Annotated in this window: 22 protein-coding genes; 1 reads left to right on the top strand and 21 read right to left on the bottom strand. The window is 46.0% G+C overall.

Going from position 1 to position 23,595, the window contains the following annotated elements; genetic code table 11:
- Positions 1–48 precede the first annotated feature (48 nt).
- Together ACDJ59_RS30375 and kduI are read right to left on the bottom strand one after the other, a co-directional pair.
- A complete protein-coding gene (locus tag ACDJ59_RS30375; RefSeq protein WP_181155596.1) occupies positions 49–807 on the bottom strand; it encodes a DeoR/GlpR family DNA-binding transcription regulator in 759 nt (252 codons plus the stop codon).
- An 87-nt stretch (positions 808–894) separates the two neighbouring features.
- Entirely contained in the window at positions 895–1,734 is an 840-nt protein-coding gene (kduI, locus tag ACDJ59_RS30370; protein WP_036606918.1) for a 5-dehydro-4-deoxy-D-glucuronate isomerase, read from the bottom strand.
- Between the two features lie 193 nt (positions 1,735–1,927).
- Here kduI and ACDJ59_RS30365 point away from each other — a divergent pair, with 193 nt between their 5' ends.
- Complete coding sequence (locus tag ACDJ59_RS30365) at positions 1,928–2,821, top strand: MaoC/PaaZ C-terminal domain-containing protein (protein ID WP_413407181.1); 894 nt, start codon at positions 1,928–1,930, stop codon at positions 2,819–2,821.
- Here the strand turns inward: ACDJ59_RS30365 and ACDJ59_RS30360 are convergent.
- The 19 genes from ACDJ59_RS30360 to ACDJ59_RS30270 all read right to left on the bottom strand — a co-directional run bounded on the left by ACDJ59_RS30360 (position 2,818) and on the right by ACDJ59_RS30270 (position 23,581).
- Positions 2,818–3,987 (bottom strand): acyl-CoA dehydrogenase family protein, encoded by a 1,170-nt coding sequence (locus ACDJ59_RS30360; protein ID WP_413407180.1) that lies wholly within the window; start codon positions 3,985–3,987, stop codon positions 2,818–2,820. The two genes, ACDJ59_RS30365 and ACDJ59_RS30360, sit on opposite strands and share 4 nt — an antisense overlap.
- A gap of 54 nt (positions 3,988–4,041) precedes the next feature.
- Positions 4,042–5,178, bottom strand: a complete 1,137-nt coding sequence (locus tag ACDJ59_RS30355) for a glycosyltransferase family 2 protein (protein ID WP_413407178.1) — start codon at positions 5,176–5,178, stop codon at positions 4,042–4,044.
- Positions 5,168–6,388, bottom strand: a complete 1,221-nt coding sequence (locus tag ACDJ59_RS30350) for a sugar efflux transporter (RefSeq protein ID WP_413409948.1) — start codon at positions 6,386–6,388, stop codon at positions 5,168–5,170. The genes ACDJ59_RS30355 and ACDJ59_RS30350 overlap by 11 nt, the downstream gene beginning before the upstream one ends.
- A gap of 30 nt (positions 6,389–6,418) precedes the next feature.
- A complete protein-coding gene (locus ACDJ59_RS30345; RefSeq protein WP_413407177.1) occupies positions 6,419–7,627 on the bottom strand; it encodes a glycosyltransferase in 1,209 nt (402 codons plus the stop codon).
- Between the two features lie 40 nt (positions 7,628–7,667).
- Positions 7,668–8,525 (bottom strand): SDR family NAD(P)-dependent oxidoreductase, encoded by an 858-nt coding sequence (locus ACDJ59_RS30340; protein WP_413407176.1) that lies wholly within the window; start codon positions 8,523–8,525, stop codon positions 7,668–7,670.
- Positions 8,526–8,538: 13 nt separating this feature from the next.
- Entirely contained in the window at positions 8,539–9,708 is a 1,170-nt protein-coding gene (locus ACDJ59_RS30335; RefSeq protein WP_413407175.1) for a thiolase family protein, read from the bottom strand.
- Between the two features lie 5 nt (positions 9,709–9,713).
- Positions 9,714–11,219: an AMP-binding protein gene (locus ACDJ59_RS30330; protein WP_413407174.1), complete on the bottom strand. Its 1,506-nt coding sequence runs from the start codon at positions 11,217–11,219 to the stop codon at positions 9,714–9,716.
- Positions 11,216–12,880, bottom strand: a complete 1,665-nt coding sequence (locus tag ACDJ59_RS30325; protein WP_413407173.1) for an adenine deaminase C-terminal domain-containing protein — start codon at positions 12,878–12,880, stop codon at positions 11,216–11,218. Before ACDJ59_RS30325 ends, ACDJ59_RS30330 begins: the two co-directional genes overlap by 4 nt.
- A gap of 83 nt (positions 12,881–12,963) precedes the next feature.
- On the bottom strand, positions 12,964–13,767 hold the full coding sequence (locus ACDJ59_RS30320) for an energy-coupling factor transporter transmembrane component T family protein (protein WP_413407172.1): 804 nt from the start codon (positions 13,765–13,767) through the stop codon (positions 12,964–12,966).
- A gap of 2 nt (positions 13,768–13,769) precedes the next feature.
- A complete protein-coding gene (locus ACDJ59_RS30315; protein WP_413407171.1) occupies positions 13,770–14,633 on the bottom strand; it encodes an energy-coupling factor transporter ATPase in 864 nt (287 codons plus the stop codon).
- Entirely contained in the window at positions 14,618–15,427 is an 810-nt protein-coding gene (locus ACDJ59_RS30310; protein WP_413407170.1) for an ATP-binding cassette domain-containing protein, read from the bottom strand. Before ACDJ59_RS30310 ends, ACDJ59_RS30315 begins: the two co-directional genes overlap by 16 nt.
- A gap of 78 nt (positions 15,428–15,505) precedes the next feature.
- Positions 15,506–16,078, bottom strand: a complete 573-nt coding sequence (locus ACDJ59_RS30305; protein WP_413407169.1) for a biotin transporter BioY — start codon at positions 16,076–16,078, stop codon at positions 15,506–15,508.
- A 72-nt stretch (positions 16,079–16,150) separates the two neighbouring features.
- On the bottom strand, positions 16,151–17,134 hold the full coding sequence (locus ACDJ59_RS30300) for a zinc-dependent alcohol dehydrogenase family protein (RefSeq protein WP_413407168.1): 984 nt from the start codon (positions 17,132–17,134) through the stop codon (positions 16,151–16,153).
- A gap of 225 nt (positions 17,135–17,359) precedes the next feature.
- Entirely contained in the window at positions 17,360–17,689 is a 330-nt protein-coding gene (gene cyoD, locus ACDJ59_RS30295; RefSeq protein WP_413407167.1) for a cytochrome o ubiquinol oxidase subunit IV, read from the bottom strand.
- On the bottom strand, positions 17,690–18,310 hold the full coding sequence (gene cyoC / locus ACDJ59_RS30290) for a cytochrome o ubiquinol oxidase subunit III (protein WP_091019254.1): 621 nt from the start codon (positions 18,308–18,310) through the stop codon (positions 17,690–17,692). It lies immediately after the preceding gene.
- Positions 18,311–20,281 (bottom strand): cbb3-type cytochrome c oxidase subunit I, encoded by a 1,971-nt coding sequence (locus ACDJ59_RS30285; RefSeq protein WP_413407166.1) that lies wholly within the window; start codon positions 20,279–20,281, stop codon positions 18,311–18,313.
- Between the two features lie 21 nt (positions 20,282–20,302).
- Entirely contained in the window at positions 20,303–21,277 is a 975-nt protein-coding gene (gene cyoA, locus ACDJ59_RS30280) for a ubiquinol oxidase subunit II (protein WP_413407165.1), read from the bottom strand.
- A gap of 318 nt (positions 21,278–21,595) precedes the next feature.
- Positions 21,596–21,859 (bottom strand): hypothetical protein, encoded by a 264-nt coding sequence (locus ACDJ59_RS30275; RefSeq protein ID WP_341008927.1) that lies wholly within the window; start codon positions 21,857–21,859, stop codon positions 21,596–21,598.
- A gap of 360 nt (positions 21,860–22,219) precedes the next feature.
- The gene (locus tag ACDJ59_RS30270) at positions 22,220–23,581 is read right to left on the bottom strand and encodes a GH1 family beta-glucosidase (RefSeq protein WP_091019252.1); all 1,362 of its coding nucleotides are present in this window, start codon (positions 23,579–23,581) and stop codon (positions 22,220–22,222) included.
- Positions 23,582–23,595 lie beyond the last annotated feature (14 nt).

Genomic DNA, 23,595 nt, shown 5'->3' with positions numbered 1-23,595 from the left:
CAATCCTTAGATCCGTCCGTTCTTTAATCCCATGAATAATGAATGAGGTTAACTTTGATAATCCACTGTGACACCGCTCTGCTCGTATAAGGCAGCCGTCTCTTCATCCAAACGACTATCGCTGATAATGTAGTCCAGTTCCGAACACTGGGCGAAAGTTCGCAGTGCAAATTGTCCGAATTTATAATGATCCACAACGCCGTATACTTGCTGCGAGGCAGATATCATTGCTTTTTTCAAAGGAACCAGATCTCCCGTGTATATGGATAATCCAAATTCCGGATGAAGGGCTGTCGTGGATATAAAGGCTTTATGAATGTTAAGACTGGATATAAATGCAGCCGTATCATCCCCAACCAACATATTCCGTACACGAGCCCCGCCAGGCACAACCAGTCGTACTTGCTCCTTTTTGGTCAACTCCGCAATAATGAACAGGTCATTAGTCACCACCGTCAGCGGTTGATTATCGAGACGTTTGGCCATCTCCAGCGTGGTGCTGCCACCATCGAGAGCAACGATATCACCAGGTCGAATGTAAGCAAGGGCACGTTCAGCAATCTCCGTCTTCTCCGGATGATGCTTCTCGGTAACTCCGCGGCTATTCAAGATGCCATACTGGTCATTCTGAGCCAGCATAGCACCACCATGGACACGTACGAGCAACCCCATACTCTCCAACTTGTCGAGATCCTCTCGCACAGTCTTCCCAGTCACCTGCAACAGTTCACTCAGATCACTGACGGTTACTTCCTGGCGCTCCAGCAGAGCCTCCATAATTTTTTCATGTCTTTTCAATGGATTCATCATAATCAACTTCCTATACTACCTGAGTCAAATGAATGAGTGTTCTAGTGTCTACCCTGTCCATTTAACTCAGACATCTGTAATTTATTATTTCAGGTCTTTCATCGCTACGCCGTCCATATCTTCGAACGTCTGGTTCTCACCAGCCATCGCCCAACAGAAGGTGTAATTGCTTGTACCCACACCACTGTGAATGGACCAGCTTGGGGAAATGATCGCCTGGCGATCACGTACAACCAGATGGCGTGTTTCGTTAGGCTCACCCATCATATGGAATACAACACCGTCTTCAGGCAAGTTCCAGTACAAGTATACTTCGGAACGGCGGTTATGGGTATGTGCAGGCATCGTGTTCCACATGTTACCCTTGTCGAGTTCGGTAATACCCATCACCAACTGACAACTCTGAATTCCACCTTCTCCTTGGTGAATGTAACGATAGATCGTACGCTCATTGGAAGTTTCGATGCTGCCCAGATGATTTGGCTGAGCTTGTTCTTGCGTTGCTTTTACTGTTGGATAGGTGTGATGAGCCGGTGTGGATACAAAATAGAATTGGGCAGGTTGAGCCTTGTCACTGCTTGTGAACACAACTTCCTTCACACCTCTACCGATGTAGAGACATTCCTTCGCTCCAATCTCATAGCCTTGTCCGTCCGCTGTCACTGTTCCGTGACCACCGACATTAATGATACCGATCTCACGACGCTCCAGGAAAAAGTTCGTTCCGATATCTTTCAGGTTCACTTCAAGGGTAATGTCCTTGCTCTCAGGTACAGCCGTTCCCACAATATAACGATCCACATGAGAATACACCGTTACCAATTCATCGGTAGCAAACAGTTGCTCCATCAAAAATTCCTCACGCAGGCGAGATGTATCATACGTTTTCACTTCATTGGGATGTGCAGCATAACGATTTTCCATTATTAATCCATTCCTTTCATCATTTAAATTAGTTGGGACTGTTTGATAATGTTCATATAAGTTCATTTTAGTTCATTATGTATCTTTTGTGTACCTTTATTTTCGAAAAAGTAATTTATGTGATAAAACATTTATGATTCTAACTGTCTTCGATATAATACAAGACATCGTCAGTCAAAGGAGAGATGCAGCTATGGATTACCAATCGTGGATCGGAGTACCTACTCCTACCAAGAAAATGGTTATTACCACAGATCAGATTGTCCAGTTCACACAAGGCTTTCCAGAAGAATTCCGTCCCGACGCAAGATCCATTCCTCTCACCTTTCCGATGATATGGTGGCAACAGACACACTTACCCTGGATGGAGCTTCCTGGGAAAATTATGATCCATGGCCAACAATCGTTTACATACGAACGTAAATTGAAGTATGATGCAGCTTTATTTTACCGGATTGAACTTGCAAACGTACGCGAAACAACTGGATCTTTGGGGAAGATCCAGCTCCTTGATTGTACAATGAAGGTTACGGACGTCATGAAACAACCCGTACTCGTTACTAACACCACATTAATACTTCTAGACTCTCCAGCGTTACAGCCTTCGTACTCCGAACTCGAGCCTGTGTATCCGCAATATCCCTCGGAGATTTATTATCAATGGGATGGGAAACACCGTCTCTCATCTGGTGAACTCCTGTTCGACGCTTGTCTTGGAACCATAACCAGTTCTATGCTCATCGCCTATGCAGCCGCATCGAGCGATAACAATCCAATTCATCTGGATGTTCTCAAAGCACATGAAGCAGGTGCACCTCGCCGAATTGCACAAGGTATGCTTATCGGTGGCATGATTGGAAACCGACTAAAAATGCTGGGGTTGGATAACTGGATTCTATGCGATATAAAATACCGATTTCGCTCACCCGTGATGGAAGGGGACGTCGTCCGTGTCCTCGTGAGTGTCATCAACACGGATAACCTCTCCCATCTGGCATGCAGTATCACAGTCTATATTGAACATCGAGCGGGTGTTCCTTCTGACTTGCTAGCCTATGAAGGATCCGCTCGTTACACGGCCCGTTAATCCCACTCTCCAATTCGGACATGACCCTTAAGCAGATTGCGGGAAATAATCATGCGTTGAATCTCGTCTGTTCCCTCGAAGATTCTCCATACTCGCATTTCCCGATACCAGCGCTCAATCGGCAAGTCCTTCGAATATCCGATTCCGCCAAAAATCTGAAGGACCCGATCCACAATATCGTTTGCTCTACCTGCACCGTACAACTTGGACATCGTCGCATGATGTCTTGCATCCAGCCCCTGCTCCACCCTCCAAGCGGTATATAATACCAGCCATTTCAGAGCCTCCAGCTCAACCGCAGAGTCGGCAATCATCCATTGGATGCTCTGCCGACTTGCCAACTGCTCTCCAAATGTCGATCGTTCTTTAACATAGTCAATAGCCATATGGATCAGCCTGCCAGACGCACCCACAGCAATAGCCGGAATCACCCAACGCCCTCGACTGATCCACTGCATTGCTGTTGTTAACCCCTGCCCTTCTTCACCGAGCACATTTCCGTTTGGCACGAACACTTGGTTAAACGTAAGTACAGAAGGACTTTTATCCCCACCCATCGTAGGAATCGGCTCTGACGTCCATCCCATGTCCCGGTCCACCAGAAAGCAAGTGATCCCTTTCCCCGGCTCTGCCTGGACATCAGTCACTGCAAAAACAATCGCAAAATCTGCCTCGTTTCCGTTTGTGATAAATACTTTCTCCCCATTGAGTACCCAACCATCTGCCACACGCTCAGCCCTCATCTGAATTCGACTTGCATCGGAACCTGCCGAACGCTCCGTTATTGCAAAACAGGACTGCCTCTCGCCCGCAATAACAGGAAGCAAATACTTGTTCTGCTGTGTCTCGTTGCAAAGGTACAGGATATTGTCTGCTTCCCCCCCGAAGACAAACGGGATACACGTGCGTCCTAGCTCCATTTTCAGGAGTGCACTAGTGACCGTTCCAAGATTTGCTCCCCCATACTCTTCTGGTGTCTCAATACCCCATAGGCCCTGTGTTTTCGCCTTTTGTTGAAGATCTCTAATCTGTCTAAGTTCGATCCCGGGTCTTCCCTCACGCTCGTTACGCAATAATTCAGGTTCCAACGGAATCAGTAGCTCGTCCACAAAATGGCGTGCGGCGGATTGAATCTGCTTCTGTTGCTCTGTCAATTCAAAATTCATGTCAACCTCCCGTATAAAAAGTTATCATTTGCGGCCACAACAGCTGATCCATGATCACTTGAAAATTTCATGTTTCACAATTCCCCTGACTGCATACTGATGATACAAGTCGATTAACTGATCTTCCGAAGGATACTTGTAATACAAAACATCAAATTTCTCGTTAATACATTGGCACAAGATATCCAGGTCCGATGATGGTGTCTTATCTATAACCAACACTTCTCTATGGGCAGCTTCTGCCGAAATGGTCTGGATCAGTTCTGGGCCCTCGGCATAGACAACAATGATGCTGACAGGTAATCGATCCCCCTCGTAACCCTGATGTGCTCTTACAACCTTCTCAAAGCGAATATAACAATCCCACCATGATTTTCTAATCTCTGGGTCAAAAAATTCCTTTAAGATGTTTTGCGCCTGTACTTCAAACATCGGATGACATTCAAGGAAATAATCCAGATTCGTTTTCCAACCATCATAACGATTCTCATCAAACTCGGAAGGGTGAAAGATATGGAAGGTTAACGCTTTTTTGTTCAATACGAACGTTCCTCCAGCCTGTTGCAGACGATAGCCAAGCTCACTGTCTTCCAACCCCCATCCCTTGAACCCTTCGTCAAACATACCCGATCGGATCAGTACTTCTCTATTTACCGAGAAATTGCAGCTGAAAGACAGATGCCACGCTGTGCGGAATGCGCTTCCATTTTCCGAAAAACGTTCCATGAGCTGAAATCGTTCATCTGCTTCTGATGATGTAATAGCAGCATGCACCCATCCCGGATTTAACGACGTTATATCGATGCTCTCTTCACCCAAATATCTTCGAAACCCTATGACAAGTTTCCCCTCCGCTAGCTTGTGCACTCTCAAATGCTCATAGATAAAGTCCGGTCCGGCGAGTTGATCTCCGTCAAGGAACACGATCACATCTCCATTTGCGATAGTAATCCCCTTGTTTCGTGCCGCTGCCCGACTTGATTGCTCCGTAGAAGGAATGTAATTATATCGTATAGGAAAATCATACGTAAGCCTGCCGATCATCTCGCCCGTGCCGTCTATAGACCCATTATCGATAACCACAACTTCGTATTGGTCGCCTTCACACAAACGCTGTCGCGATAAGGAAGACAAACAGGCCTGAATCACTTCTTTCTGATTATGCGATAGAATAATTACACTAGCTTTCATACGTATCTCCTCCCACATGCCGGACTACCTCTTTATTTGCGTTTGGCACCAATAATAATACAAATCCCAGGAAGGCAAGTGCTGCCGAACAGGCAATCACTATTTTAAAACCAAAATAATTTCCGACTGCTCCGGCTAGTAATCCACCACCCATGGAACCAATGATGTTTGCATTGTTGTACAACGTTGTGGCCGTGCCTGTCATTTTAGGAACCAAATCCTGAAAAAAAGTCATTCCAACTCCAAGTACAATCGCGATAAAAATGGCACTGAATATCTGGATAGCAATGATCTGCCATCCCGATTGGGTAAACCAAAATAGTGAAAAATAGACGACTCCAAACAATCCCGCGCATTTCATAACTGTGATACTGCCAAACCTTTTGGCCAGTATTCCCAAAATGATCATGGTGGGGACCTGCAAGGCTGCGTTAACACCCGAGATCATGCCAACGTCCAACTTCCCGCCTTGCAACTCTTGCGTAACATATAAGGGAGTTACAATACCCCCCATCGTATTAGCCAACTCAAATGCCATAAAAGCAAGTAATGAAAATACAATCTGCGGCGCCATCAGCAGGCGCTTGAAACTGCGTACTGAGTCAGATGATAATTCCGTTCCGCCCCCCGGTTCCCGACTCTCTTGTGCTCGAATCATCAGTACAAATATGGCAACGAGCATGTACATCAACGAAACAACCAGAAACAGGCCTGTGTACGAGAACTGGTAGATTATAAAAGACGCCATTACAGGACCAAGAATCCAGGCCAGAGACACCAGAGCACGCAATACAGCCATAACAACGGTGACGTCTTCACTCGCCTCCCTCTCGACCACTTCTCTCGCAAGAGCAAATAATTGCGGAAAGGCCGAGAATGACATGGCCATGAACGTACAGGAAACCAGCATTAACACAATGTAACTGTCCGTATTGGCATAGAATACATAGCCTACAGAAGCAGATACACATGATCCAACAATGATCCACTTGCGCACAGGCCTTTTATCGGACAATCGACTAAACAGCGTACTAATGATAATGCCGCTTAACGATCCACACGCCATAAAGATCCCTAATGATAAGGGGTTCATTCCTGCCCGTTCTACTCCGAATAATGGCATGAATGGTAGCGTTAATCCGTATCCCAAACCAATAAAAAAAATGCACACGGATAACAAAAGTAAGGCCGGGCTTCTCAGGACAACCAAAAGGCTTTTCAATAGAACCTTGCCCCCTCTTTACAACAACCGACGAATGAGTTCAGCTGCACGCTCGGCTCCTCCGTACTGCGAAGTACAGACGTTTTCCTTCAGCGCCACAGCCTTATCCATGTCTCCATTAGTCATCATAGCGTTAACGGTCTCAGCTAGAGCGGATCCCGTAACCTCATCTGGGGACATTACTCTGCCACCGCCAACGTCCTGTAACTGCTTGGCGTTAAACTCACGTTCTGCCCAGGTCGGAATGACCAACGACGGCGTGCCTGTTAAGATCGTTGTCATGCAACTTCCATGTCCGCCATGGTGAATCATGACATCGCTATGCTCGGCTGCCATAACTCCCGATACATATGAGGTGAAGTGTACATTAGGGGGAACTTCCACGCTGTCCCCTTCCAATGGATTAAAACCAGTAGCAATCAAAAGCTCCGTCGAAGTGTTACCGAGTGCTCTAACGGCTTCCCTGAAAATATGACCACCACTCTCCACACCCCATTCCACGAGACGACTTGTGTACACAAATACACGTGGCCTCCTGTCGTTGTCTGATTTCATCAACCAGTTCGCAGGCATTCCTGTCTCATTTGTATCTCTCCATACCACGGGACCGATATATTCAATTGGAACGGGCAGCTTCCCGAACTGTACCGGATCAAAATCTGGTATGCTCGGAAGAAGGGCAAGATTACCCGCCAGAAATGTGAGAATGTTGTCCGTTTCAGGCAGACCATACTCAACCAACGCTCCGTTCAACACATTCGTGACATCTGGTATGTCTCCATATAATCCATAATTCGTTGTAAAAGGAAGACCACCTGGAAGTGTGCTGGACTGATTCATAGAAACGAGAGGAATGTCCAGCTTACAGGCAATGAACGCTGCAGGGACACTCGAATCGGAAATAACAAGGTCCGGTTTAAAACCGATGGTTACCCGCAGACGAGCTTCAAGCTCATCTCGCATGTAAACAGGGTCCGAGTACCCCATCATGGACAAAAAGTGATTCATATCCTTGAAGTTTGGGTGGAAAACCTGTCCCTTGGGAGCAGGAATAACTGGAATCGGAATATAGGTAAAACCCATCTGTTCCATCGCGACCCCGGCATTCCCCCAGATTGTGAACGCCACCTCATGTCCCATCTCTCGTAACTTTAGTGCTATGGGAAGACAACGATTCACTCTCCCCATCCCGGCCATCATCCCAATAAAAATGCGTTTTTTCTTCAACAAAATTTCCTCCATCAATTCGTATATTTCGGAAATAGTTCTACACTTTCACGTAGGTTGACAACAACTGCTCAAAAAGTTCGCCTGCTTCCCAACCGTTCTCCCTACTGGATTGGGTGGCAACTATACGATGCTCTGGAGGGGACCACACACCGATCTTTCCACCATTAACAGAGAAGATCTGACCGGTAACCCTACGGCAACGCGGCAGACATAAGGAAAGCATCAATTCGGCCACATCTTCCGGTGAACCTACTTTCCAGTACTCGGGAAACGACTCACCTTGCGTTTCGGCGGTCTGCTTCGCCCGTTCGATATAGGGCATTGTCATGTCAGTACGCGCTGCGGGAGCAACGGCATTCACATTAATGCCATAAGATTCAAGTTCCAGCGAAAGTGTCCACGTCATGCCTATCAATCCGGCCTTGGCAGCACTGTAATTTAATTGCCCGATCATTCCGGTCAAACCCGCCACGGAGATCATATTAATAATGCTGCCTTCCCTTCGTTCCCTCATGCCCGGCAGAGCGGACCGGATGCAAGCAAAAGCCCCCTTAAGATGCGAATTCAATACAAGATCCCACTCGGTTTCACTCATTTTATGGGCCATCTTATCGTGAACAACTCCGGCGTTGTTCACCAGGATATCAATCTTGCCAAATTCGCGAAGAGCCTCCGATATGATGCGTTCTCCACCGGCCATGCTTGCAACGGATTCAACGACCCCAATAGCGGTCCCACCCTGATCCCGAATCATCTGAACAACGTCCCATACCCCACCTTCTTGTACACCGTTGATAACTACCTTGGCTCCTTCTTGTGCCATACGTATTGCGGTTGCACGCCCAATTCCACGGCTGGAACCCGTAATGACTGCTACCTGTCCCTCTAATAACAAAGGCTGTTTCCTCCTATTCACACTTCTCCCACAATGATGCAAGCCCGATCCCGCCACCAATACCTAGTGTTGTGATTCCCCGAGCCCCCTTTATATGCCTCATCTCGTTGAATAGGCGTGTAACCAGGATAGCTCCCGATGCACCGAACGGATGTCCAAGCGCCAGTGCCCCGCCTCCCACATTGACAATGTGAGTTGGAATATGTAGTTCTCTTAAAGAGGCCAGAACTTGTGAAGCGAACGCTTCATTAAATTCCACAAGATCAATGTCTTCCATTGCGAAGCGATTTCGGCTGAGCAACTTGGTAACAGCGGGAACCGGACCGATGCCCAAGTAGTTCGGGTCAACCCCCACTGCCATACTGTCAATGAATTTCATGAGGGGTGTAAGTCCTAACGATAATGCTTTCCCCATTGACATGATTAAAACGATAGCGGCACCATCATTCAATGGGCATGCATTACCAGCCGTCACTGTACCATCCGGTTCGAAAACAGGTGGCAATGCTGCAAGCTTCGCCAGTGTTGTATTCGCCCGAGGACATTCGTCTGTATGAATGATTCTAAGTTGGTTACCCTCCGGGATAGACAATGGAACGATTTCGTTGTCGAAACGTCCGCTTTGTATTGAAGAAATCGCTTTCCTATGACTGGAAAGCGCATATTCGTCCTGGTCCATTCGAGTCACACCGTACTTCTTAGCAACGTTGTTAGCGGCCTTCCCCATATCCGGATCTCCGATCCATTCCGGAGAGAATCTTGTGCGAGTGATTACTTGAGGTACTACACTCCCGTACAGAGACAAGGGTTTCTCCAATCTCCAGGGTGCACGACTTGTGCTTTCGACACCACCAGCCAGATACACTTCCCCGGCACCTGATTGAATCAGCCTCGCTGCTAAATGAATGGCTTCAAGACCAGATCCGCATTGACGATCAATCGTCACGCCAGGGACCTCTACTGGGAGTTTGGCTTGTAACGCGGATAACCTGGCGATATTGCCTCCCCCGCCTACTGCATTCCCCAATAGAACATCATCAATGTCACCGGGAGGGATGGGAATTTCGCTTAAAATGGCCTGAATGACTTCTGCAGCCAGTATCTCCGGCGGTATCTCCTTAAACATCCCCCCGTATTTACCGATTGCAGTTCGCTTCGCGGAGAGAATAACAGGAATCAACATATTGTTCATATCTTTATTTTCAGTAACTCGTTCAGTTTTGTTCGCGAAATTTTTCCACTCGTTGTATAGGGGAAGGCATCCACCCGTATAATTTCCTTTGGACACTTGTAGGTAGCAAGCTCACGACGGCACAATGATACAATTCCATCATCACTAACCTTGCTACCCATTCTGAGCTTGATAAGTGCGGTCACCTTTTGCCCCCAGTATACATCGGGTACACCTACAACGATGACCTCCTCGATGCCTTCCAATGTTAACAACAGCTTCTCGATTTCCTCCGGATATATATTAAGCCCTCCGCTAATTATCATGTTTTTCTTCCGACCAACCAGATATAAATAGCCTTCGGAATCTCGTGTTGCAAGGTCTCCCACAGTTGCCCATTCACCATGTACAACTTGGCTGGTTTCTTCCTCGGAACCATAATATCCGGCAAAGATCATCGGGCTCTTCACAAACAATTGTCCTACTGTACCTTCGGTTGCTTCCGTACTAACCGCTTCACGAATGGATACCTGCACACCGGCAAACGGTTTACCGATTGAATCAGGTTTATACCGATTTCCTTCCGGATCAAGTACTGTGACAAAGCTTAGCTCGGAGGCACCATAAAATTCATACAAGCCTGCATTCTCAAATACCTCTTTCACCTTCCGTTTTGATTCTGGCGACCATTTATCACCTGACGAAATGAGAGATCTGACGGATGACAGCGCAGTAACTGAATCAGAAGCCATGAACGCTTTGTAGAGTGCTTCAAACATCGTAGGTACAAGATAAAGATGTGTAACCGCATGTGTTGCTAACGTCTCCAATACGTATTCCGCTCGGAATTTGCTTGTTAGATGGAATGTCCCGCCAATATACAAAGTTTGAATGCACGCATATAACGTAAGTGAATAGACCAAAGAACCCGGCGCCAATACATGGTCTCCTGCATCATGCACGAATGTTTCACGCGCATATGCAAAGCTCTCGATCCATGAACGCTGAGAACGGAGATAGCCTTTCGGTCGTCCGGTCGTCCCGGAGGTATATCCCATGTAGAACAGGCTATCTTCAGTTGAGGATCGCTGTGGTTCGGCTTCTTCCCTTCTGAGAGAACGAGGTTCACCTGTATCCACAGTAATCACCCTTGTTGACGATGGAATATGAGGTATTCTGGCTTTGAACTCCACATCTATGACAAGCACACGGGGTTCACATTCATTAATAACCTCCGTCAGATTTGCATCGCTCCACTTGGGATCAAATACAGCAGCACACATTCCAATTTTGGTGGCTGCAAGAAAATATTCGATCATCATGGCACTATTGTTCATCAGCAGGCCGACAAGAGGAAGTTCATCGGCTTCGAAATCTTCCTCAGTAGCCAGAATTGTATTTGCTGCCAGCTTTATTCCATGGTATAGCTCGGCGTACGAAATCTGCCGGGCATCATCAAAGATGGCCGTTTTCTCTGGATTCTGGGAAGCATGTATGCGTATCGCATCAGCCAGTAACATCATTTCACCTTCCTTACTGTATTAACTAAAGGGGTAGCCTGGAGCACTATCTCACCTGTTTTAACCAGATACAACCCTTTGTCCGATACACGAATATGCGGCAAATGTGAAGCTGTCAGAAATAAAAGAGAATACAGAGGATCACCAAATCGGTAACCGTGGATACGCATTTTCTCATTGAACTGATCCACACTAGCGCCGATTGATGCCACGCTCTCCAAGCCCATAGCTCCACTGAGAGGAAGAGGAATGTACAGTTGCTCCCCATCCACGAAATATACTAATATTCCTTCCCCGCGAAGTTCCAACTCCTGAGATGCTTCGCGCATGGCAGACAGAGATCGCCCGAGCAAAAGTGTATCGTTCGAAGCGTTGTACGTACTTGCTAATGCCTTGATCCCACACGCTAAACCTTTGATTCGGGTGTTGATCATCCAACTTCCGTTAACATCCATCAATGTCATCCAGTTCTCATCCGTTTCCAATCCCGCTCGGGGATCAAAATGGTACGATTGGGTGATGACATCGTTCACCAGTTCAATACCGATGTCGGTTCGAGTTTCCATCTGGTCCAGCCTCAGGTTAACGATCGTTCGACGAGACGGAAAAGTGGAGCGCAACCAAGTGCGTATCTCTGCTTCATCTGGCTCTACTACTCGCCTTTGATTTTGGACCACCCACTCACCTCGTTGCAGGACATGCAGTGGATCAGGTTCATTTATGGAGGTCAAGACGTTCAAACAAGCCAGCCTGCCTGGTGCAATCCCGCCTAAGTCTTCATCCAGACCGTAATATACTGCCGGATTTAAGGTAGCAAGACGATAGGCATCCGCTACAGATATTCCCTTCTCCATACAGATCTTGATCATGCTGGCACAGCTCGTCCTCTCCACATAGTTTGGTGACGGGCCATCGCTGGTAAGCATCATTCGGTTCATATTGAACCGGGAATCACCTTTCATCCCTTTAAGGAGGTGTGGCAAATCAGGACGAATAGATGAGTATCGAAGAGAGGCGTATAGCCCCGCTTTTAATCGTCTAAGTACATCTTCGGCATGGAGAGCTTCGTGGTCAGCTGTGATGCCCGCTGCAGCCATGGTACTTATTTTTTCATAAGATACGCCAGGCAAATGTCCTTCCGCCCTCATCCCATGATGAGCCTTCGTAAGATAAAGTTGCTCTACCAATACTTCGTCGTTCGCCAGCAGTTTGGGCCATTCGGTCAGTTCCCCGCTCTGTATCACAAGGTTATGTTGTAGCCACTTGTCCATAGTCATTGGATCAGCTCGATCAGGACGGTCAATGTTACACCACCATAGGAACATATGGTGACTTGTCTCCTCCAGCTTCTCAATGAAAGACAAAGCTTCAGTTCCTAGAAACGTTAACAAAGACAAATTATCATTAATGGACAAGACCGTACCCTTCTGTAACAGAGCTTCTCCCCATGTATAAGGATTGTACATTTGGCATGGGTGTGCATGAGGTTCAATATATCCTGGAACAACAACATGACCTTTCTCCAATTCAACGACCTGGGTCTGGTCTGAAGTGGGTAGTTCCTTGGCTCCAACGTAGGCAATACGACTTCCGGACAGATAGATATTCGCTTGTTCAACTTCCCCTGTGTATACGTTCAAGTAAGATGCCTGTCTAAACCACATTGTCGCAGGCTGATCACCTTTAGATACTGAAATGAGTCTGTGATATTCATGTAGATTTGTCGGGTAAATCCTCATAGCTTACCTCACTTTCGTAATGCCAACAAAAGTGCGAAACAAAAAATGGATATGATCAGCACTTGATAGTCGAGCTTTTTGAAAGATAACGTTCTCAGTTGCGTTCGATTCATGCCAGGGCTATATCCGCGTGCCTCAACGGCCAGTGAAGCGCTTTCGGCTTTCTGGAATGCTAACAGAAGGATAGGGACTACAATTGGGATAAAACTTTGCAGACGACGAACGATATTACCGGAATTAAAACGAACACCTCTTGCCCGCTGTGCCTTCATCACGTTGTCGGTTTCATTCAACAGGATTGGAATAAAGCGGATCGTCCACGAGATCATCAACGCAAATTCCTGTGTAGGAACACCCAACCGCTTGGCAGGCTTCAAGAGATCTTCAATAGCCTGTGCGAGATCACCCAGCTTTGTCGTAAGTGTCAACAATGAAGCGATGACGAGAAGAAGAATGATGCGAATGGCTATATTACCTGCTTTAATGACACCCTCCTCGTAGATCGAAAACACTCCCGCTTCAAGCCATAACTGCCCCCCTTGTGTCAGAAAAATGTGAAACACAGATGTGACAATGACTATTAGCCAAACAGGTTTCAATCCTCTAACAATATAGGAGGGTGGTATTTGCGATATAGTGACTACACACACCACAAACACCGCAGACAATACGTATGAAAGCCATGAGTTCAACAGCATGACAGACAACATGAACAGGAACGCGATGACGAGTTTAGCTCTTGGATCAAGCCGGTGAATGATGGAGTTTCTGTGGACATACTGACCAATGATAAAGGATTGAGATAAGGACATAACTACAATTCCTTCCTCTGAAAAAAATCAGCAATATATGACAAAATCCATTCTTTCTTTACCGACTCCAGCTGCAATTCAACGTTCAATTTTACATTTATGGCTTCCACGAGCTGGAGCGCTTTAGGCAGTTTTAATCCCATATCTTTCAACTCAACTTGATATTCAGTGAACAATTGGAGCGGAGTCGTATGTCTTTGCACTTGACCACGTTCAAATATAATCACTTCTTCGGCGTACTCGGCAACAGTCTCCATATCGTGCGTCACCATAATGATCGTACTCCCCTGTTCCTTCTGCCAGGAACAAAAGAGTTCCATCAGCTGCTCTTTCCCTTCCGAATCCAACCCTACGGTTGGCTCGTCGAGAATAAGCACCTCCGGGTTCATCGCTAACACACTTGCAATTGCCACTCTCCGCTTCTCTCCGCCACTTAATTCAAACGGTGATCTATTGCAGAAAGATTCGTCCAGACCTACCATGTGTAATGCATCCAAGCATGTACTACGAACTTTTTCAGCTGACCAGCCCAAGTTCTTGGGACCAAAGGAAATGTCTTTTATTACCGTATCCTCGAATAATTGATGCTCCGGAAATTGGAATACAATACCTACTTTATCGTAGAGAACGTGCGTTTTCTTTCGATCGGTTGTCATTCGAAAATCCCCTATATCAACTGTTCCATTTGTAGGTTGCAGAAGCCCATTGAGCAGCTGTACAAAAGTTGACTTGCCTGATCCCGTTTTTCCCACAACAGCAAAAATGCGATTATCGCCCATGGTGAGTGTAATGTTGCTCAATACGTTGTTCTCCAGTGGTGTTCCAACATGATACGAGAAGTCCACTTCTTTTAGTGTAATTTGCATAAATCATCCACCAAATCTTCCAGAGTGAGTGCCGAAGAAGAGTGTAGCCCCTTCCGGTTCAGTGCCTCTCTTGCCTCGACAATAAAAGGAGCTGTTATCCCGGGAAAACGCCAGTATTCGCCCTGAAACAAGGCCTCGGGCGATCCATCATAACAAATGTCACCCTGATCAAGTACAATAACCCTCGAAGATGCTGCAATCTCCTCTAAGTCATGCGTAATTGTTACAATCGTAATTCCTTGTTTATACAACTCTCCCATCAGCAATGCAATCTGATCTTTGCCTTCCGGGTCAAGCATTGAGGTAGATTCATCAAAAACAATAACTTCTGGTCCCATAGCGAGAACTCCCGCAATAGCAATACGCTGTTTTTGCCCTCCTGATAACGAATATACATCAGAATTATAATAATCCAGCATCCCCACTTGCCTCAATGCCTCTGTTACATGATGCTCGATATCTTCAGTAGGGACACAAACGTTTTGCAGGCCGAAGGCAATATCTTCAAACACTGTAGATGCCACAATTTGATTCTCTGGATTTTGAAAGATCATTCCAATTCTCTGACGAATGATACTTAAATCATCTTCATTGGATGTCACATAATCATTAAAAGTTACTTGGCCTGTGGTTGGAAGGAGTAACCCGTTCATTAACCTAGCTATGGTGGATTTCCCTGCTCCATTCCTTCCAGCAAACGCCACATATTCACCAGAACGAATATGAAGGTTAATATCGTTTAACATTGTTGCTCGGTTTGCATAACCAAACGTTACATTGGAAAAATGAATCACTGTAGTACCTCCATCACTTGGGCGCGATTTACTTGTACAGAAGTGTTTAAGAATGTGCAGTCTCTGAATATCATAATGTTAGACCCCCGGAGTCTGCCTTTTCGTATCCTGGATCATTGTAGGACTTACCTTGAGAATTCTGACAGCAATAAGTGAAGCAAGCACTGCTTTCAGCAGGTCACCTGGAATGAAAACAAGGTTGCCTATGATAGCCTGTGTAATTGGTACATCCGTTATAAAGGACAGGAATGGAATACCCACTGCATACACAACAAAGATTCCACCCACAATGTTGCTCAGTAGAAAGTTCCAAAATTTAATGCCTGCAACGGATGTACGTTGAACTAGCAACCCAATCACAAAAGCAGCAATCGGATAACTTAGAACATACCCGCCTGTAGGTCCAACCAGAACACCCAAGCCCCCTCTGCCACCGGACAACAATGGAGCTCCTAAACCGATCAGAACAACAAAGAGCAAGAGACTTACCCCTCCCAATCGAGCACCAAGGATACTGCCTGCCAGCATCACGCCCAGCGTTTGGACTGTAATTGGCACAGGTATAAATGGTAGTGGAATCGGCGGTAACAGTCCAAGTACTGCAATAACGGCTGCCATAATCGCAGTAAACATCATATCTTTAATCTTCACAACAAGGCCCCCAATATGAATTAGTTATTAATTACGCATTCTTTATGTTGAGTTTTTTCCAAGTTTTATGTACTACTGTAATAAGAGAACCTTCCCCCCGATACCCGATTCAGCCGCTTCAATAGCCTGTTGTACATTCGTTAGTTCATACGTCGTCCCAATGTTTGTCATGACAAGCCTCCCTGCTCTGACCAGCTCCATCACCTCATGAAATACCTGTTCCCAGCGTTCTTGCGAACAGCGTTCCACCCAATGCTTTAACCAGAAAAGTTTCACATGAACTTGTGTTCCCCGGGTTACTTCATGCCATAACGGTGTGATCCCCGAAAGCAGTCCTACACTGATGACCGTCCCATTTGGCTTAAGGCAATTCACCAACTGTTCCCCATCTGTCCCTCCAATACAATCCACGGCTGCATCAGTACCGTATCCCTCTGTTAATTCCGTGATTCTAGCCTGGAGCAACTCTTTCGTTGTATTGATGACAGAAACTGCTCCAAGACGATACAATTCAGCAGTATGACGATCATCTCTCGTAAGCGCAATCAATTTAAATCCATAGATTTTTGAGATCTGTGCAAAGATTCGCCCGATTGCAGATCCCCCTGCATTCACAATCAGGGTATCGCCATACGTAAGCTTAAGCACCTCTGTACAGATCAACCAAGCCGTAACCGGATTAATATAGAGCTGACTGGCTGAGTGATCATCGATATCATTCGGCACGATGATTGTATGACGATCCAAGGTCTTCACGACGTCCTGCCAAGTATTCTCACCTTTTAGCGGCAAGACACGGCGCCCCAACATTTGATTGGATACTCCCGGTCCTACTGCTTCTACCACCCCTACACCCTCAAAACCGGGAACAGCTGGTAATCGGGTACGATGCGGGTAAGCTCCTCGAACAGGAATGATATCGGAGGGATTAATAGGCCGAGCATACATCCTCACTGATAATTCACCGGGCCCAGGAGGTATCACATCTTTTTCTTCCATACATAACACTTCACTTGGTTCGCCAAAACGATAATAACGGATTACCCTTGCTTTCATTGATGCATCTCCTAAAAAAATTTTGCTAAAAATAGCTCTAGCTAAAATAATGAATATATTGCCAGAGTGTATAACAATAGTATCACTGGTAAATTATTTCATCAACGACTTATTATGATATAATCCAACTTTTTTTTCATTAAAATATGTAATAACTTCTGCTTAGAAAAAAAAGAGCCCCACAACCTTGAATTCCAAGGTCGTGAAGCTCTTTCATCATATGAATTAATGTGCAACAGCATTGTTAAGCATGATCCAGATTGAACCAATTACGATGGTCATCATAATCAGTAATCCGAAAATAAGGGCCATCACATTCCAGCGTGGTTTCTCTGTTTCACGGATATGCATGAAGAAGAAGAGTTGAACCACAAACTGAAGTGCTGCTGTACCAAGAATCACAATGAGTGTTCCTGTTTTGCCCATCATGTCGTTCAAAACCACCACAAGTGGAATGATTGTCAGTACGACGGACAGAATGAAGCCGATGACATAAGACTTCAGTGAGCCATGTTGTTCATGGCTGTGGGAATCATGTGAGTTGTGCTCTGCCATCTACATCACCCCCATGAGATAGACGATCGACAGGAGGAAAATCCATACGACGTCCAAGAAGTGCCAGTACAAACTGATAACGTTGATTTTACCGCGAGTAACATCAGTAATTCCACGTTTTTTCAGTTGGAACATGAGTCCAATCATCCAGATCAGACCAAGCGATACGTGAAGTCCGTGAGTACCCACAAGGGTGAAGAATGCGCCAGAAGCAGCACTCGTTGTAAAGCTAAACCCTTCGTGAATCAACTCAATAAACTCATAAACCTCCAGGGCGATAAAGCTTGCACCCAGAACAGCTGTAACAATCAGCCAGTTAATCAATTGTTTCACTTTACCCTGGTTCATTGCCAGAACGGCAAGGCCGCTCGTAAATGAACTTGTGAGCAAGATAAACGTCTCGGCGATAACGCCAGGCATTTTGATCAGTTCAGACAAAATCGGTCCGCCCGCCGTATTGTCACGCAACACAATAAAGGTTGCGAACAATACGGAGAACAGGATTACGTCGGAAATCAGGAAGAACCAGAATCCGAGAATTTTCATTTCCTGTGGATCATGATGTCCATGGTCATGACCATGTGCATGATTCTCACCGTGCTTAGCGGCTGCTTGAGCCATCTATACCGACCCCCTTAACGACGCTTCGGTACGCTTAATTTCGTCGACCGGAATGTAATAATCCGTATCGTATGAGAATGAACGGGCGATCATGCAAATGCCTACGCCAGCAAGTCCGAGAATCGCCATCCACAGCCAACCGAATACGAAGCCGAAGCCGGCAACGAACCAGAAGGAAGACATGATGAACGGAATTGCAGAGTTCTTCGGCATATGAATCGGCTCAAGCGGTTGCTCAGGCGGATAGATGCCTTTGGCACGACGTTCTTTCTCTTCCCACCACTCATCAATATCATCTCCGCGCGGTGTAATAGCGAAGTTATATTCAGGAGCTGGTGAAGGAATCGACCACTCGAGCGTACGACCATCCCATGGATCGGCGGAAGCTTTAAGTGTTTTGTATTTGCGAATACCGTCTGCGATTTGTGCAACTTGGAACAGGAACCCGACACCCATCAGGAATGCCCCGATTGTGGATACGAAGTTCAGTTCCCACCAGCCAGTATCCCAGCCGTATGTGCTCAGACGACGTGTCATACCCATCAGACCGACAGCGTACTGCGGCATGAAGCAGACATAGAAACCAATATTCCAAGTCCAGAATGCCCATTTGCCCAGTTTCTCTGGAAGTTGGAAACCGAACATTTTAGGCCACCAGTAGTACAGACCTGCGAAGTAGCCGAATACTACACCACCGATCAATACTTGGTGGAAGTGGGCAATCAGGAAGTAACTGTTATGGAACTGGAAGTCAGCAGGAGCAACGGATAACAGAACGCCTGTCATACCCCCGACAATAAAGCACGGGATAAAGGCAAGTGTCCACATCATCGGAGTCGCCATGCGTATCCTTCCTCGATACATGGTAAACAGCCAGTTAAATATCTTAACCCCTGTTGGAATAGCAATCAACATCGTGGTAACGGCGAAGAATGCATTCACGTCCGCTCCGGAACCCATCGTGAAGAAGTGATGCGCCCATGTGAAGAAGGACAGGAAGCTGATGATTAACATTGCAAATACCATCGACTTGTAACCAAACAGTTTTTTCCGAGAGAAGGTACTTACAATCTCGGAGAACACACCGAATGCTGGTAAGACGACAATGTATACCTCAGGGTGACCCCACATCCAGATCAAGTTGATATACATCATTGGGTTACCGCCCAGATCAAGTGTGAAGAAATGCGCCCCGGCAAACCTGTCGAGGAATAGTAATGCAAGTGTCACGGTCAAGATTGGGAATGCAAACAAGATGATGATACAAGTGGAGAATACCGACCATGTAAACATCGGCATTTTCATCCATCTCATGCCTGGCGCACGCATTTTAATGATGGTAACCAGGAAGTTGATACCGGTAGCCAGGGAACCGATACCCGATATCTGTATACCCCATATATAGAAGTTCTGTCCTACCCCCGGACTGTGTGACAGCTCCGATAGAGGCGGATAACTCAGCCATCCCGCATCCGGTGAACCACCGATAACGAAGGACAGGTTGAACAGCATTGCGCCCAAGAAGAACAACCAGAAACTCAGTGAATTCAGGAACGGGAACGCAACGTCTCTTGCTCCAATCTGTAGTGGCACGATAACGTTAAATAGACCAAACATAAATGGCATCGCCATGAACAAAATCATGATCGTGCCGTGAGTTGTAAAGACCTGATTATAATGTTCAGGATTTAGAAATTCATTGTTAGGCATAGCAAGCTGAAGGCGCATCATCAGCGCATCCACACCACCACGGAACAACATGATAATGGAAGCGATGATATACATGATACCGATCTTCTTGTGATCGACAGTCGTTAACCAGTTACGCCAGAGCCAGCCCCATTTTTTGAAATAAGTTAGCACCGCTACGATCGCAATCATTGTAATCCCGATGGAAACCATCGCACCATAAATGAGCGGATCGCCGGTTACGAAAAACTCCGATGCAAACTCTTTAAGTCCCTCTAACATTGGGGGCCTCCTTTCGAATCTTTAGTTAGCACTCTTGTCCTCGTCTTGATTGGACTTATCAGTTGAATTTTGAATGGCTCCAGAAGCTTCGTTTGAACTTCCGTGCTTACTGTGAGCGCCATTACCGTCAATCACATACTTGGTAACAATATTTTGGAACAATCCTTCTGGGAAGGCAGAATAATAAGCAACATTGCTTGTTCCTGGTTCAGCCAGTGCAGCGTAACCTTCTGTAGTCAACGCCTGAGAACTCTGTTTCACTTCAGCTACCCAATTGTCAAAATCTTCGTCCGATGTAGCATTCACATCAAAACGCATTTCTCCAAAATGCTCACCTGTGAAGTTAGCGCCTGAACCCCAGTACTTGCCTTCATGATCTGCCTGCAGATACAAGGTCATTGCCATACCCGACATCGTATAAATCTGTCCTCCAAGTTGCGGAATCCAGAATGAGTTCATCGGTGAATCCGCAGTGAGTTCAAATTTCACGGGCCGATCTGCCGGAATATTCAGCGTGTTGACCGTTGCAATCCCTTGCTCAGGATACATAAACAACCATTTCCAGTCCAGTGAAGACACTTGGATGGTAATTGGTGCTTTTTCGTGAGCCAACGGCTTCGAAGGCTCCAGATCATACGTGTAACGAACAGTAACAATGGCAAGCAGTCCAATAATAATGATTGGAACCGTCCACCAGATTGCCTCCGCCTTCGTACTATGAGACCAGTTAGGTTCATAAGCAGCTTTGTTATCCGGCTTGTCGCGGTAACGCCATACGATTACGGCAGACAAAATGAGTACTGGCACAATAATGACAGCACACAAAATTGTCGAGATGACAATCAAATCTCTCTGCGAAGCGCCAATTGGCCCCTTCGGATCCAGAACAACGTACTGTCCGCCTGCCAGCATTGGCCAGACAATCAATGCAATTGTAACCAACGTCAGGACAACCGGAATGATAATCCGGATTAGCGACCTAGGTTTCTTGTTCATTTTGATCCCCTCTCCTTAAATTCGCTCATACTGAAAAATCAGTATACTACTCTCTTCCTACTAAAGATATCAGAAATGAACAACTTTTTTGTTCTTGTTAACAAATTTGTCGATTTTACACCTTAAATGTGTGAATTTTTTCTCACAAATCGCTTGCATGCTTGATATTTGTACTTCGTAATCTTTACACTTCAAGTCACAAAATAAAACCCTTTGCAGTCCCGTTGAACAGTGTCAACGAATCCGCAAAGGGCTTTATTGACTGGATTCCGGGAACTCATCCAGTCTTATTATGAACGAATTAACGCAGGATTATAATCAATCGGCGCCTTCGTCTTCCCGGCGTGTATGAACAAGGCCAATCGCTTTGGCAATAACGTAAATAAACACACTACCTACAAGGAATCCAATACCAACCATCAAGCCAAGATTACGATCATTAAATTCGTTCAGATTGATCAGACACATGACCACTCCCGTAATGAGTGCGACCCATGCCAGAACTGTCATCGTCAAGACGGCGCGCCGCATATTTTTGTCTTTGCGCTCCAATTGGCTGACCATTGCTGTCTTCGATGCCATAGTAAACACTTCCTTTTCCCTTTTTGTAAGTGCTTTCCTTATACCAATATACCACATCAGTATGTTTTTTAGTCAACAAATGTTCAAATTTTATTCGCAATTTGGACACTTTATTTTCATTTCGACCATTGACAAAACATTATTAAATTCATTCTTACTTCTTATAACCCAAAAAACGTCTCTTCATAACAGGAACTGCACTTGACCTTATGAAACCTTTATGAACTACTCATTTCCAACGGTAAAAACACAAAAAAAGACGGCACATTGGAATACTCCAATGTTACCGTCGTTCTCAGCTTTAATAAGGGAACCATATATAATGAGGACCTGCTTTACCCTTAAAACCTGCCACCCAAACTATTGGGGATTATGTTCGTTCCGTGTCTCCAACCAATTATTCTTAATGACGTTCTGATACCAGTAATAACTCTCCTTCGGTGTTCTCACGAGTGAACGATAGTCCACATGAACAAGACCAAAACGCATGCGGTAGCCCTCTGCCCACTCGAAATTATCCATCAGTGACCATGCCATGTACCCTTTCAGGTTAATGCCGTCATTAATGATGCGGTGAATTTGAGCCAAATGCTGCTCATAATATGAAATCCGGCGATCATCGTTAATTTTTCCGTTCTCCAGGTCATCATTGATGCAGGCACCATTCTCTGTGATATATACATCCACATTGCCGTACTTTTGCAAGTAATGCATAAATTCATACAAACCACGTGATTCCACAGGCCAGCCAATATCGGTTTTGGTGAGGCCCATATCAACTTCTTCCGATTGCAGAGCACCTGCCTCCGGATTGAAGCGATTGATCCCCATCGTGTAATAGTTAATGCCGAGCAGATCGATTGGTTGCGAGATAATCTCCATATCTCCTTCCTGAATTGGTACGGTAGCCCCCGCTTCTGCAAACCAATCCACCATAAACTGCGGATATGAACCTTTGTAGATTGGATCAAGGAACCAATCGGTATTAAGCGCAATCGATCGGTCACACGCAGCTTGGTCCTCGGGAGATTTGCTGTACGGCTCAGCCCAGCATACGTTCGGAGCAATACCGATCTGTCCGGTTGTACCCAAACGACGGAAGGATTGAACAGCTTTACCATGAGCAACCAGCAATCCATGTGCCACATTAATAGACGTTTGCAGGTCTTTGTTTCCTGGCGCATGAATCCCGAGAAGGTTTGACAGGAACGCGATACACCATGGCTCATTGAATGTCAGCCAAAAATTGATCTTGCCCGAGAATTCTTTGAAAATCACTTCCGCATATTTCACAAAAGCGTCTACAGTTCTGCGGTTGCCCCAGCCCCCGTCATCCTCCAGCGTTTGCGGAAGATCCCAATGATACAGAGTGAGGAACGGTTCAATTCCAGCCTCGATCAATGCATCCACGAAGCGGTGGTAGAAGTCCAGACCTTCCCGATTGATCTCCCCATCTCCGTCAGGAATAATGCGCGGCCACGCAATGGAGAAACGGTATGTATTAATCCCGAGTTTCTTCATCAGTTCGATGTCTTCCTCGTAACGGTGGTAACTGTCACATGCGACATCCCCATTGTCTCCGTTATATACTTTGCCAGGGGTGCGCGCAAACGTATCCCAGATGGATACCCCGCGTCCACCTTCCTGTGCAGCTCCTTCTATTTGATAGGAAGCTGTTGCTGTTCCCCAGCGAAAATCTTGCGGAAATTTAAAAATGGTCATGGTTGGCTCCTCCG

Source organism: Paenibacillus amylolyticus (assembly GCF_047302515.1).
GTDB lineage: Bacteria > Bacillota > Bacilli > Paenibacillales > Paenibacillaceae > Paenibacillus > Paenibacillus amylolyticus_G.
Note: the sequence above shows the minus strand (reverse complement) of the source record. Positions and strands in the feature narration are given on the sequence as shown.